The following is a 12,439-nucleotide window of genomic DNA, read 5'->3' as shown; positions in this document are numbered from 1 at the left end:
GGTGAAGTCGATCAATGTGCGTGCCGTTAGACGACAACCCGTTGCGCAACGACCGTTGTGTGCTGTTAGAGTCGTCACAGCGGCGAACGGAACTTTTTCTGCTGCTTGGATTTCGGGTGCGTCGAGGTGGCGCCTCGACTCGGCGCGGACCGTCCGAACTGCGCGGCAGTCGGGTAGGTGATTCGCCTACCGCTGCTCGATACGGGAATGCGCACACATGCGATTGGTCGTTCGCGAGATCTTCGAGAGGAAAATAGTATGAGGGACAAGTGGATTCGTGGTTCGAGGAACGTGGCGGTCGCCGCGGTCGCGGCCGTCGCACTGGCCGGCTGCGGCGGCGGCGCATCTTCGTCGACGACCTCGTCGGCTAGCGGTGGGGAACTGGACTCGTCCGCGACCCTGCGCGTCGCGACCGCGGCTCCGTCCCGAAACCTGGATCCGTACCTGCAGACCAGCGTCGGCGGTTACGGCTACCTCTCACCGATCTTCGATCGCCTGACGGTGGTCGATGCGGGCGGCAATCTCGAACCGGGTCTGGCGGAATCGTGGGAGTTCGCTCCGGACGGCTCGTACCTGGAGCTGAAGCTGCGTCAGGGTGTCACATTCCACGACGGAACCCCGTTCGATGCGGAGGCGGTGGCCGCCAACATCAAGCGCGGCCAGACGATGGACGGAAGTACCGTGGTGGCGGCGATGAAGAGCATCGCGGGCACCGATGTGGTCGACGCCCACACGCTGCGCCTGCGCCTGGCTCCCGGTGCCGGCGTCGAGCTGCCGGGCGTCTTCAGCACCAACGCGGGAATGATGATCAGCCCCAAGTTCATCGCGGCCGGCACGGACATCAGGAACGATCCGGGCAAGAGCGGATCGGGAGCGTACGAGGTCGCGTCCTACGTGCCTGAAGAATCGCTCGTGCTGGTTCGCGCCGAGGGCACCAACTGGGATTCGGAGGCCGGCAAGGTCGCCGGAATCGAGATCAAGGCGATGCCGGACGCGAGCACTCGGTTGAACGGGTTGAAGACCGGTGCCGTCGACCTCAGCTGGGTCAGCTCCGCGAACGAGGTCGTCGAGGCGCAATCGCTCGCGAAGAGTGGAACCCTCGCGGTCGACGAGGTCTCGTTCCGCAACGTGCTCGGTGTGTACATGCGGGCGCAGGGCGATCTGGCCAAGCCGGAAGTCCGTCAGGCTGTGGCCCACTCGATCGATCCCGCTGCGATCAACGCGCTGTTCTCGGGCACGTGCAAGCCGCACCAGCAGCTGTTCCCCGCCGACAGTTGGGCGGCGGACGACTCCTACAAGTACCCCTACGCATTCGACCTCGACAAGGCCAAGAGCCTCGTTCAGGGCGTCGGAGGCGCACCGAAGATCACCCTGACATTCGGCGCGGGAACGAACACCGAGAAGCCTGCCAACGTCATTCAGTCCATGCTCGCGGCAGCGGGACTCGATGCGGAACTCAACCCGGTGCCGAACAGCCAGAACGAACCTCGCTACGCGGCCGGCGACTTCCAGTCCATGGTCGGCAACAGCTTCACGCCGAAGGTCGATCCGGCCGAGACCGTCAGCACGTACATAACCGGGTCCTACGACCTGTCGAACGGCAACCCGCAGATCAAGGAACTGGCGACGAAGGCTGCGAATCCGACTCTGTCGCAGGATGAGCGGGCGCCCATGTATCAGGACATCGCCGACCAGACGTTGCAAGAGGCGATGTTCGTGCCGATCTGCAACCTCACCAACGCGACCGTCGCGACCAACAAGGTCACGGACATCGACGGAATTGCCTGGGTGAACAACGGTCTCTTCGACATCCGCCACGTGGGAATCGCGAAGTAACAACCTTTCCCGTCACTGTCCCTAACCACCGAGACGTCTCGAGGGCCCCCGATGCTGCGTTATGCCGGTAGGCGGCTGTTGGCGGCGATTCCGCTGCTGTTGGTCGTTCCGTTGTTGATATTTCTGTTGATCGATCTGGCTCCGGGTGATCCGGCGGTGATTCTGGCGGGTGAGGATTCGACGCCGGAGCGGCTCGCGGAGTTGCGGGCCACGTTGAATTTGGATCAGAACGTGTTCGTGCGGTACCTGGACTGGGTGGGATCCGTGCTCCGCGGTGATCTCGGGGTCTCGCTGCTCTCGGACCAGTCGGTCGCGGATCTGCTGTTGCGGCGGATGGCGACGACGTTGTCACTGGTCGGGTTCGCGATGGTGCTGGCGGTCGTGATCGGTGTGGTGTTGGGTGTGCTGGGGTCGTTGCGCCCGGGCGGCATCGTGGACCGGGCGATCAATGTGATCGCGTCGATCGCGATCGCGATCCCGGCGTTCTGGTTCGGTCTGGTGCTGGTGTCGGTGTTCGCGGTGTCGAACCAGATCTTCCCGGCGTTCGGGTATGTGCCGCTCTCGGATGGTGTGGTGCCGTGGTTCCAGCATCTGGTGTTGCCGGGTGTGGCGTTGGCGTTGTTGCCTGCGGCGGAGGTGACGTTGCAGTTGCGCTCGTCTCTCGGTCAGGTGATGGGCAGTGACTACATTCTGAACGCGAAGGCACGTGGTCTGGGGCAGGCGAGTGTGGTCCTCAAACACGGCTTGAAGAACGCGTGCATCCCGGTGGTGACGGTCCTCGGCTTCCGTGTAGCGGAGGTCCTCGGTGGGGCGGTGACGATCGAGATCATCTACAGCATGCCGGGAATGGGATCGCTCGCGGTCAACAGTGTTCAGAATCATGATGTTCCGGTGTTGCTCGGGTTCGTCCTGTTCACCACGTGTGTGGTGGTGATCGTGAATCTGTTGGTCGACATCTCCTACGGATACTTCAACCCGAAGGTGCGCGCATGACGACGACGGCTTCCTCGATGTCGGGCGATGTCGAGTCTCGAAACGGTTTTGGTTCCAGGGTTCTCGGGTTCGTGCGTCGTCGCCCGGCGGCGACGGTTGCCGGGGTGTTCGTGTTGATGTTGGTGGTGATGGCGATCTTCGCGCCGTTGTTGGCGCCGTACGATCCGTATGCGCAGGATGTCGTGGGTCGTTTGCAGCCGCCGTCGTCGACGCACTGGTTGGGGACCGATGATTACGGCCGCGATGTGCTGAGCCGGTTGATCTACGGTTCCCGGATCTCGTTGCAGGCGTCGTTGCAGGCGGTCGCCCTCGCGCTGGTGCTGGGGCTACCGTTGGGAGTGATCGCCGGGTACCGGAGCGGTTGGGTGGACACGGCACTCACGCGGATCATGGACGCGTTGATGAGCGCGCCGTCGCTGGTGCTGGCGATCACGATCGTCGCGGTGCTGGGGTCGGGGATCACGAACGCGATGCTCGCGGTCGGCCTCGTGATGGCGCCGCGGTTCTATCGGGTGGCTCGGGCGTCGACGATGGATGTGCGGGGCGATACGTACATCGAGGCGTCGGTGGCGCTGGGCTGTAAGACATCCCGGACGATCATGCGCCACATTCTGCCGAACGTGATGCCTCCGATCGTCCTGGTGATCTCGGTGTCGCTCGGCACGGCGGTCGCGGCGGAGGCCAGTCTGAGCTTCCTCGGGCTCGGGGCGAAGGCGCCCGCGGCGAGCTGGGGATCGATGCTGTCGACGGCGGCCTCCAACATGCAGTTGGCCCCGTATCTCGTGTGGCCACCCGGAATCATGATCTTCCTGACCGTGCTCGCGTTCACGTATCTCGGTGACGGTGTGCGCCGAGCGCTCACGAGGAGTCGTAATGGCAGTAACTGACACGATGATCCGGCCCGGCGCGGCGCCGGTCGATCCTCTGGCACCGCTGTTGCGGGTGCGGGATCTGACGGTGCAGTTCCCGGCGGGTCGCAAGCAATGGGTGACCGCGGTGCAGGATGTGTCGTTCGACGTCGCCGCCGGCGAATCCGTCGCCCTGGTGGGCGAGTCGGGTTCGGGGAAGACGGTGTCCTCACTCGCGGTGATGGGCCTGACACCGGATACCGGTGGACGGATCGCGCGGGGCAGTGTCGAATTCGATGGCCGTGACCTGACGAAACTCCACGCCAAGGAGTGGCGGAACCTGCGCGGTACGGGGATGGGGATGATCTTCCAGCAGCCCATCCGCTCGCTGAATCCCGCCTACACGGTGGGTGATCAGATCGCCGAGTCCGTCCGCAAGCATCTGGGTTTGGGCCGCAAGGCGGCGATGGCGCGGGCGATCGAGATGCTCGAGCTTGTGCAGATCCCACGGGCGGCGGATCGGGTGCGGGAGTATCCGCACGCGTTCAGTGGCGGTATGTGCCAGCGGGTGATGATCGCGATGGTCATGGCCTGTAACCCCCGGTTGCTGATCGCCGACGAGCCCACGACAGCGCTGGATGTGACGGTGCAGGAGACGATCCTGGATCTGTTGCGGGATCTGCAGCAGCAGACCGGGGTCGCACTGCTGTTCGTCACCCACGATCTGGGGGTGGTCGCGGAACTGTGTGAGCGCGTCGTGGTCATGTACGCGGGAGAGGTCATCGAGGACGGCCGCTCCGACGACGTGTTCTTCCGGCCCGAACACCCCTACACGTCCGGGCTGCTGGCGTCGATTCCCCGGCCCGGAGCGAGCACCGATCGGCGGTTGACGGCGATCCCGGGGCGGATCCCCGCGGCGGGGGAGTGGCCCGTGGGCTGCCACTTCCACGACCGGTGTGACCACGCCCGGGCCGGGATGTGTGATGTCACGCATCCCGCGCTGGTCGAGTCGACCCCGGGCCGCGCCGCGCGTTGCCTGCGAGTATCGGACCTGCAACTGAAGGGTGTGGACGCGTCATGAGCCTGCTCGAGGTCACGAACCTGACCAAGTCGTTTTCCACCCGCCGCGACTTCCTCGGCCGGAAGGCGGGGTGGACGCACGCGGTGAAGGACGTGTCGTTCACCCTTGATGCCGGGGAATGTCTCGCCGTGGTCGGCGAGTCCGGCGCGGGGAAGTCCACGGTGGGTCGGATGGTGCTCCGGCTCATCGAACCCGACACCGGCACAGTGATATTCGACGGCGAGGATGTCCGGGCCGCGAAACCCGCACGGCTGCGGGCAATGCGGCGCGGAATGCAGATGATCTTCCAGGATCCGCACTCGTCGCTGGATCCACGGATGACCGTCGGGGACGCGGTCGCCGAACCGCTGATCGTGCACACCGACCTCGACAAGACTGCGCGCGCCCAGCGGGCCCGTGAGTTGCTCGACAAAGTTGGCATCGGCACCCGCTACCTCGGGCGGTACCCGGCCGAACTCTCCGGTGGTCAGTTGCAGCGGGTCGCGATCGCCCGCGCGCTGACGCTCGAGCCGAAGATGATCGTGTGCGATGAACCTGTTGCCGCCCTTGATGTGTCGGTGCGGGCGCAGGTGCTCAATCTGCTCCGGGATCTGCAGGAAGAATTGGGTTTGGCGTACCTGTTCGTATGCCACGACCTCGCGTTGATCGAGGTCATCGCCGACCGGGTGCTTGTCATGAAGTCCGGCGAGGTCGTCGAATCCGGCACCGTGGCAGAGATCTACAACGCACCCGGCCAGGACTACACCCGAGCGCTGTTGGACGCCATCCCCGTCCCTATTCCGCGGGCGGCCCGGCAGTCCTGACCGGTCAGTCGACCTCCGCCAGCGAGTGGGCTTCGGCCCCTTCGTCGAGCGCAGCGATCCCGCGCCCGCCGGGGGCCCAGATCCCGAGTACCACCGCGCTGACGAGCATGACGCCGGCGAGCGCGAGGGAGGCTTCCTGCATACCCTGCAGGAAGGACTCCCTCGCGAAGTCGGCCAACTGCTGTCCCTGCGGCCCGGCCAGTTTCGACACCTCGAGCGCGGCGGCCAGGGAGTCGCCGACGGGTTGCTTCGCCTGTTCGGGCACGGCATCGACGGCGGGTGCGATGTTCCGTCCGTATCCTGCCGCGAGCACGCTCCCGGCGAGGGCGACACCGATGGCGGCGCCGATCTCGCGGGTGGCGTCGTTCACCGCCGACGCGACGCCCTGCTTCGCGGTCGGGGTGTTCTGGACGATCGCAGTGGTCGCCGGCGCGGTGCACAGGCCTAGTCCGACCGCCGCGATCAGGAGCGGCACGGCCACATCGCGGTAGGAACTGTCGGCGTCGAGCTGACCGAGCATCGCCAGCGCGACCCCGAGTACGGCGAGCCCGACGAACGTGAGTACCCGTAGGCCGATCCGGGGGATCAGCCACGGGGCCGCTACCGACAGCGCGAGGACCACGACGGCGATCGGGGCGAGAGCGAGTGCCGACTGCAGCGGGGAGTAGTCCAGCACGAGTTGCAGGTGCTGGACGATGAGGAAGAACAGTCCGAAGGTCGCGAGGAACTGCATCAGCAACGACACCGCGCCGACGCCGAACGTGCGGTTGCGGAAGAGGCGCACATCGAGGAGGGGATGCTCGGTGCGCGCCTCGACGACCGCGAAGACCACGCCCGCCGCGATGCCGCCGACGATCGCTGCGAGGACCCACGGGTCGAGCCAACCGCGTTGCGGGGCTTCGATGATGCCGAGCACGAACAGACCGATCGAGCCGGCGCTCAGCACCGCCCCGGGGATGTCGAAGCTGTACGGGTGTTCGTCGCGTGAGGACGGGATCGAGAACGCCAGCACGAACAGCACGGCCGACGCCACCGCCAGGCCGATGAAGATCGCGTGCCACGACCATTTCTCGAGCAGCAGGCCCGATCCGATCAGCCCGGCGACACCACCGGAGCCCGCTACGCCCGACCAGATTCCGACGGCCTTCGCACGTTGTGTCGCAGGGAAACTCGCTGTGAGGATGGACAGCGTCGCCGGCATGACGAGTGCGGCGCCGATACCGGCGACGGCGCGTGCGGCGATGATCTCGGTGGGGGAGTCGAGGAGAATCGGCGCCGCGGAGGCGAGCCCGAACACCAGCAGGCCGACGATGAGCAGTCCGCGCCGGCCGTATCGGTCGCCGAGTGCGCCGGATGGCAGCAGTAGGCACGCGAGGGCGAGCGTGTAGCCGTCGACGATCCAGGTGAGCTGTGACTGGGTGGCCCCGGTGTCCCGTGCGAGATCGGCGAGTGCGGTGTTGAGCGCCGCCATCGCGGCCACCACGAGGGCGACCGCCCCGCACGACACGGTGAGAGTCCAGATCTGGCCCCACGTCATCCGATCGGTCGTTCCCGTGTACTTTCCAGCCATGCGGGCCTCCCCGTAGGAAACAAGACTGTCAGTATCGTAGGTGTACTGATGGTTCCACAAGAGGTGGTGGCGGATGGGTGCGGACGACAGGGACACGGTCGTGGCCGAACAGGACCCCAGAAAGGCCCGGTCCCGGGCGCGGCTGGTCGAGGCCGCGACGACGCTGCTCGCGAAGGGCGGCACCGAGGCGGTCACGATCGACGCGGTCACCAAGCTCGCGAAGGTGGCGCGCGCGACGCTCTACCGCCACTTCGACAGTGGCACCGAACTGGTCGCGGCGGCATTCGGGAAGCTCGTGGCCCCCGCGCCGGAGGTCGCCGTCTCGGGCGGTCTGCGCGAACAGCTCATCGAGCTGCTGACCGCGCAGGCGCGCATGATCGAGGACGCGCCGATGCACGTCACCGCGCTGTGCTGGCTGGGCATGGGCCCGGCGCTCGACGACTACTCGAGTGCGTCGGATCTCGAGGCTGCCGAGCGGCCGGGGCGGGACCGACCCGAACTGAGGTCGCTGCGTGAACACGTCGTCGTGCAGTATCGGGGGGCGTTCGACCGGGTGCTCGGCACCGACGACGCGAGGGCGCAGCTGGGCGACTTCGACTACGACCTGGCGCTCGCACAACTCGTCGGACCGCTCGTGTTCACACGACTCGCGACGCTGGCGCCGCTCGGACCGGACGCGTGCGTGCGGATCGTCGACGACTTCCTCGCGGCCCGGAGGTCAGCTGGCATCCCGGCCGCGACCGGGGCGCAGGGCGAAGGCCCGCAGCCGGGAGTAGCCGCGGACGCGCAGGGGGCGTAGCGAACGGAGGTGGACGTCGCTGTCGTCCACGAGCGCCGCGGACAGCTCGGCGTCCACCAGTACGGTGCCGGGGCGTGCCGCGCTCGTGAGCCGCGCCGCGATGTTGACGGCCTCACCGAACAGGTCGCCGAAGCGCACGAGGACGGGGCCCAGGGCGAGACCCACCCGTAGATCAGGTTGTTCCGGGTGGGCGTGTGCCGCCTCCTGGAGGCCCAGCGCGATCCGTGCCGCGTCGGATGCGTGCTCCGCCGCGAACATCACTTCGTCGCCGACGGTCTTGATCACCCATCCGCCGCCCTGCGTGATGACCGACGTGGTCTGCGACTCGAAGTCCTCGAGCAGTGAGCTCAGCTCGTCGACGCGGATCCGGCGGGTCAGGCTCGTGTAGCCGACCATGTCGGCGAAACCGACGACGAGGGTCCGGTGCGTGGTGTTCTCGCCGACGTTGCCGGATCGTCGCGAGGTGGCCGCGGCGAGGTGCCGCCGCCACACGTACGACTGCAGTGCCTCGACGGCGGGCAGCAGGTCGGAGGTGAGGGCGCCGACGGCGTCGCGCAACGCCTGCTCGTCGACCGCGCCGCCGTCCCGGTGTGTCGCGGCCAGTTCGTCGGCCAGGTGCGAGTTCAGCACCGCCACCTGCCACTCCGCGAGCCGCGACATCGACTGGCCGAGCGCGCGGGTGGCGGCGACGGCCGCGTCCGGGGCCAGAGCGCCGCTATCGACGAAGCCGACCAATCCGCGCAGTGCGGCGGCGTCGGCGTCGGTGAACATGGCCGCGTCGGGATCCGCGTCGATCGCGAAACCCATCGACACCCACAACCGTTGCGCGCGTTCGAGCGGCACTCCGGCAAGCTCGGCGACCTGCTCGCGCGTGTACCGGCGCGGGCCGCCGAGCAGGGTCTGTTCCACCTCGGACTGAATGACGTCGAGCACGGAAGGATCGAGGTGCTCGGAGAGTTCCAACGCAGACCCCTTTCGTGATGGTTGCCCCGCAATGAACCACGCGAGTGCGGGCCGCAACGACTGTCGGGTGCCTGTGGAAAGGTAGCGGGGCAAGCATTCAGTCGGTACCAGGAGGACCCCATCATGCCGCCCCGCAGTCGTTCTGGAGCAGGCTCGGCAACGCCGGAACACCTCACCGCGGAAAACCTCGAGACGCTGTCAGCAGCGGTCGCCGAGGGAAAGCGCGCCACCGTCTACCTGCGCGAGGCCACCCCGAGTCTCGGCATCGAGGCGGGGTGTTCCGCGAAAGTCCTTTCCGTAGAAGGGAACACGGTGGTCATTCGCCCCAAGGGGGTCAACGACGAGCTTCCGTTCGAGGCGGAGGAACTGCGCCTGACGCGCAAGGCGCCGGAGCCGGTCAAGCAGGCCCGGCCGGTCAAGTCGGCGCCGGCCCGTCCCGCGGCGGCCAAGCCACCGGCGCCGGCTGCGCCCAAGGCTCCCACGATCGCCCCCGCACCGGCAGCAGCCAAGGCGCCCGCGCCGGCGCCCGCAGTGCCGAGGACAGCTGCGCCTGCTCCCGTATCCGTGCCCGCCTCCCCGGCGCCGGTGCCCGCACCGTCGACCCCCGCATCGCGCCGCGCCAAGAAGGTGCCGGGGGGCGTGAGCGTGACCATTCACGCCGGTGCCGACAACGACTGGACCGTGACCGTGACGCACGGTGCGAAGCGGCCCGGCAAGGCTGTTCCGGTCACTCCGGATGCGGTCGATCGGGCAATGCGGGAACTCGGCGACGACGTCGCGCTCGAGGCGGTCCAATCGGTCATTTCCGCAGCAAGAGAGGCTGCGGAGCAGCGAATTGCGGCATTGTCGAAGGAGCTCGAGGACGCGCGTCGGGCTCTCGAGGCGTTGGGGGCGACGCCCTAGTCGGCGATTAGGTGACGATCGGATGAAGGCGGCCCGAGCGCTGAGACTCGGGTGGGAAAGTTGCCGGAGAGTGTCCCGCCGACCCGCGCGCTGAGCGCCGGGGGCGTGCAGGCAGAGTCCGACAGCAGGCATGTGGCGGTGATCGACCGATGGCACATTCGTAGCGCCAACCGGGAGGGCAACATGCTCAAGCGACTTTCCTTGATCTTCGCGGCGTTGGCGGTGATCGCCGCCACGCTCGGGATCGGCACCGCGACCGCCGCACCGCCCAGAGCGGTCCTGGGCGGCGGGTCCGGAATCGTGATCGACGATATGTATCAGTGCACGCTCACCACGATCGGGCACGACAACGCCGGACGTCTGGTCGGCATCACGGCCGGGCACTGCGGCGAGGTGGGCTGGCCGGTGGTGCCGGAGTCCGATCCCGATGCGGGAGTGGTGGGCCGGTTCGTGGTGTCGAATCACGACTACGACTACGCGGTGATCGAGTTCGATCCCGCGAAGATCCAGCCGGTGAACACGATCGGCCAGGTCACGATCACGGACATCGGCAAGCCCGCACAGTTCCCGGCGGTCGCGTGCAAGCAGGGGCGCACCACCGGGCACACGTGCGGCGTCGTCTACGGCGATCTGCTGCAGTCGCAGGAAACGTGGACGCAGTTGTGTGTCATCGAGGGCGATTCGGGGTCACCGGTCGTCGTCGGGACCACGTTGGTCGCGATGGTGAACGCCTACCTCGGGGTGGCGTGCATCGGTCCGGAACTGGGCACCAACATGACGGCGATCATCGACAACATCAACGCCTCGGGCGGGGTCGGGGCCGGCTACATGCCGATCTGACCGGGCCTTCGACGGCGTCGGCCCGCGGCCTCAGCCGCAGACGGCGCCGCCGGAGGCAGACCCGACCAGCTTGGTGTATTTCGCCAGGACACCGCGCGTGTAGCGCGGAGGCAGGGGCTCCCATCCGCTTCGGCGGGTGGCGAGCTCCTTGTCGTCGACCAGGAGATCGAGGACGCCGTTCGCGACGTCGAGGCTGATCCGATCGCCGTCGCGCACGAACGCGATGGGTCCGGCGTCCACGGCCTCCGGCGCGACGTGTCCGACGCACAGCCCGGTGGTGCCGCCGGAGAATCGGCCGTCGGTCAGCAGCAGTACGTCCTTGCCGAGTCCGGCACCCTTGATCGCGGCGGTGATCGCCAGCATCTCCCGCATCCCGGGTCCGCCCTTGGGGCCCTCGTAGCGGATCACCACGACGTCGCCGGCCGTGATGGTGCCGTCCTCGAGTGCGTCCATTGCGGCACGTTCCCGGTCGAAAACCCTTGCCGTGCCCTCGAAGACGGACGAATCGAACCCGGCCGACTTGACGACCGCGCCGCCGGGAGCGAGCGAGCCCTTCAGGATCGTGATGCCGCCCGTCGGGTGGATCGGGGACGACAGCGCGCGCAGCACCTTCCCGTCCGGATCGGGCGGGGCGATGTCCGCGAGATTCTCGGCGAGGGTGCGTCCGGTGACGGTGAGGCAGTCGCCGTGCAGCAGTCCGGCGTCGAGCAGGGACTTCATGATCACGGGGACGCCGCCGATGCGGTCGACGTCGATCATGACGTGCCGACCGAACGGCTTGACGTCCGCCAGGTGCGGGACGCGCGCGCCGACGCGGGCGAAGTCGTCGAGGGTGAGCGACACCTCCGCCTCGTGCGCGATCGCGAGCAGATGCAGCACGGCGTTGGTGGATCCGCCGAACGCCATCACGACGGCGATCGCGTTCTCGAACGCCTCCTTGGTGAGAATGTCCGACGTGGTGATGCCGCGGCGCAGCATCTCGACGACGGCCATACCGCTGCGCCGGGCGTAGCCGTCGCGCCGCCGGTCGGTGGCCGGGGGAGCGGCGCTGCCGGGCAGTGACATCCCCAGCGCCTCGGCCGCGCAGGCCATCGTGTTGGCGGTGTACATGCCGCCGCACGCTCCCTCTCCGGGGCAGATTGCGCGTTCGATCGCGTCGACGTCCTCGCGGCTCATCAGCCCGCGCGAGCACGCGCCGACGGCCTCGAAGGCGTCGATGATCGTGACTTCCTTCTCGGTGCCGTCGGACAGTTTCGCGATTCCGGGCAGGATCGACCCGGCGTAGAGGAACACGCTCGCAAGGTTCAGGCGTGCCGCGGCCATGAGCATTCCGGGCAGCGACTTGTCGCACCCGGCGAGCAGGACCGAACCGTCGAGGCGTTCGGCCTGCATCACGGTCTCGACGCTGTCCGCGATCACCTCTCGGGACACGAGGGAGAAGTGCATGCCCTCGTGTCCCATCGAGATGCCGTCGGAGACCGAGATCGTGCCGAACTCGAGCGGATAGCCGCCCGCCGCGAACACGCCGTCCTTGCTCGCGTCGGCCAAGCGGTCGAGGGACAGGTTGCACGGGGTGATCTCGTTCCACGACGATCCGATGCCGATCTGCGGTTTGTCCCAGTCGTCGTCGCCCATGCCGACCGCGCGGAGCATGCCGCGGGCGGCGGTCTTCTCGAGGCCGTCCGTGACGTCCCGACTACGCGGCTTGATGTCCGGTGCGGAGGAATCCTTCGACGTGGTCACAGCGCTTCTCCCAACGATCGTTCGTCACGGATGGCGGGCTGAAGTCCATGTAACCACGTC

The 12,439-nt window shown here is 67.5% G+C and carries 11 protein-coding genes; 8 read left to right on the top strand and 3 right to left on the bottom strand.

The genetic code is table 11. From position 1 onward, the window contains the following. Positions 1-258: 258 nt before the first annotated feature. The 5 genes from C8K36_RS18030 to C8K36_RS18010 are packed head-to-tail and all read left to right on the top strand — an operon-like array spanning position 259 to position 5,561. On the top strand, positions 259-1,836 hold the full coding sequence (locus C8K36_RS18030; RefSeq protein WP_107985894.1) for an ABC transporter substrate-binding protein: 1,578 nt from the start codon (positions 259-261) through the stop codon (positions 1,834-1,836). 51 nt (positions 1,837-1,887) lie between these two features. Further along, positions 1,888-2,829 carry an ABC transporter permease gene (locus tag C8K36_RS18025; RefSeq protein WP_107985893.1) on the top strand — a complete coding sequence of 314 codons (942 nt, stop codon included), beginning with the start codon at positions 1,888-1,890 and terminating at the stop codon, positions 2,827-2,829. Further along, positions 2,826-3,716, top strand: coding sequence for an ABC transporter permease (locus C8K36_RS18020; RefSeq protein WP_107985892.1), 891 nt, complete (start codon positions 2,826-2,828; stop codon positions 3,714-3,716). Before C8K36_RS18025 ends, C8K36_RS18020 begins: the two co-directional genes overlap by 4 nt. Next, positions 3,703-4,758 carry an ABC transporter ATP-binding protein gene (locus C8K36_RS18015; RefSeq protein WP_107985891.1) on the top strand — a complete coding sequence of 352 codons (1,056 nt, stop codon included), beginning with the start codon at positions 3,703-3,705 and terminating at the stop codon, positions 4,756-4,758. Before C8K36_RS18020 ends, C8K36_RS18015 begins: the two co-directional genes overlap by 14 nt. Continuing rightward, positions 4,755-5,561, top strand: a complete 807-nt coding sequence (locus C8K36_RS18010; protein WP_107985890.1) for an ATP-binding cassette domain-containing protein — start codon at positions 4,755-4,757, stop codon at positions 5,559-5,561. Before C8K36_RS18015 ends, C8K36_RS18010 begins: the two co-directional genes overlap by 4 nt. Positions 5,562-5,565: 4 nt before the next feature. On the opposite strand, the gene C8K36_RS18005 is transcribed toward C8K36_RS18010, so the two are convergent. Continuing rightward, on the bottom strand, positions 5,566-7,131 hold the full coding sequence (locus tag C8K36_RS18005; RefSeq protein WP_107985889.1) for an MFS transporter: 1,566 nt from the start codon (positions 7,129-7,131) through the stop codon (positions 5,566-5,568). 73 nt (positions 7,132-7,204) lie between these two features. Between C8K36_RS18005 and C8K36_RS18000 the strand changes: the two genes are divergently transcribed. Next, positions 7,205-7,930, top strand: a complete 726-nt coding sequence (locus C8K36_RS18000; RefSeq protein ID WP_107985888.1) for a TetR/AcrR family transcriptional regulator — start codon at positions 7,205-7,207, stop codon at positions 7,928-7,930. On the opposite strand, the gene C8K36_RS17995 is transcribed toward C8K36_RS18000, so the two are convergent. Further along, positions 7,850-8,893 (bottom strand): adenylate/guanylate cyclase domain-containing protein, encoded by a 1,044-nt coding sequence (locus tag C8K36_RS17995; protein WP_107985887.1) that lies wholly within the window; start codon positions 8,891-8,893, stop codon positions 7,850-7,852. The two genes, C8K36_RS18000 and C8K36_RS17995, sit on opposite strands and share 81 nt — an antisense overlap. Before the next feature lie 123 nt (positions 8,894-9,016). On the opposite strand from C8K36_RS17995, the gene C8K36_RS17990 reads away from it, so the two are divergent. Further along, positions 9,017-9,796, top strand: a complete 780-nt coding sequence (locus C8K36_RS17990; RefSeq protein ID WP_107985886.1) for a DUF6319 family protein — start codon at positions 9,017-9,019, stop codon at positions 9,794-9,796. A 183-nt stretch (positions 9,797-9,979) separates the two neighbouring features. Beyond that, positions 9,980-10,636 carry a serine protease gene (locus tag C8K36_RS17985; protein WP_181319632.1) on the top strand — a complete coding sequence of 219 codons (657 nt, stop codon included), beginning with the start codon at positions 9,980-9,982 and terminating at the stop codon, positions 10,634-10,636. Between the two features lie 30 nt (positions 10,637-10,666). Here the strand turns inward: C8K36_RS17985 and ilvD are convergent, their stop codons facing one another. Then, complete coding sequence (gene ilvD, locus C8K36_RS17980; protein ID WP_107985885.1) at positions 10,667-12,379, bottom strand: dihydroxy-acid dehydratase; 1,713 nt, start codon at positions 12,377-12,379, stop codon at positions 10,667-10,669. Positions 12,380-12,439: the final 60 nt, after the last annotated feature.

Origin of the sequence: Rhodococcus sp. OK519 (genome assembly GCF_003051005.1) — a bacterium.
Taxonomy (GTDB): domain Bacteria; phylum Actinomycetota; class Actinomycetes; order Mycobacteriales; family Mycobacteriaceae; genus Prescottella.
Note: the sequence above shows the minus strand (reverse complement) of the source record. Positions and strands in the feature narration are given on the sequence as shown.

Excerpts from the sequence above, each read along its gene's own strand:
- C8K36_RS18030 (WP_107985894.1), top strand. The coding sequence starts at position 259 with ATGAGGGACAAGTGGATTCGTGGTTCGAGGAACGTGGCGGTCGCCGCG.
- C8K36_RS18025 (WP_107985893.1), top strand. The coding sequence starts at position 1,888 with ATGCTGCGTTATGCCGGTAGGCGGCTGTTGGCGGCGATTCCGCTGCTG.
- C8K36_RS18020 (WP_107985892.1), top strand. The coding sequence starts at position 2,826 with ATGACGACGACGGCTTCCTCGATGTCGGGCGATGTCGAGTCTCGAAAC.
- C8K36_RS18015 (WP_107985891.1), top strand. The coding sequence starts at position 3,703 with ATGGCAGTAACTGACACGATGATCCGGCCCGGCGCGGCGCCGGTCGAT.
- C8K36_RS18010 (WP_107985890.1), top strand. The coding sequence starts at position 4,755 with ATGAGCCTGCTCGAGGTCACGAACCTGACCAAGTCGTTTTCCACCCGC.
- C8K36_RS18005 (WP_107985889.1), bottom strand. The coding sequence starts at position 7,131 with ATGGCTGGAAAGTACACGGGAACGACCGATCGGATGACGTGGGGCCAG.
- C8K36_RS18000 (WP_107985888.1), top strand. The coding sequence starts at position 7,205 with ATGGGTGCGGACGACAGGGACACGGTCGTGGCCGAACAGGACCCCAGA.
- C8K36_RS17990 (WP_107985886.1), top strand. The coding sequence starts at position 9,017 with ATGCCGCCCCGCAGTCGTTCTGGAGCAGGCTCGGCAACGCCGGAACAC.
- C8K36_RS17985 (WP_181319632.1), top strand. The coding sequence starts at position 9,980 with ATGCTCAAGCGACTTTCCTTGATCTTCGCGGCGTTGGCGGTGATCGCC.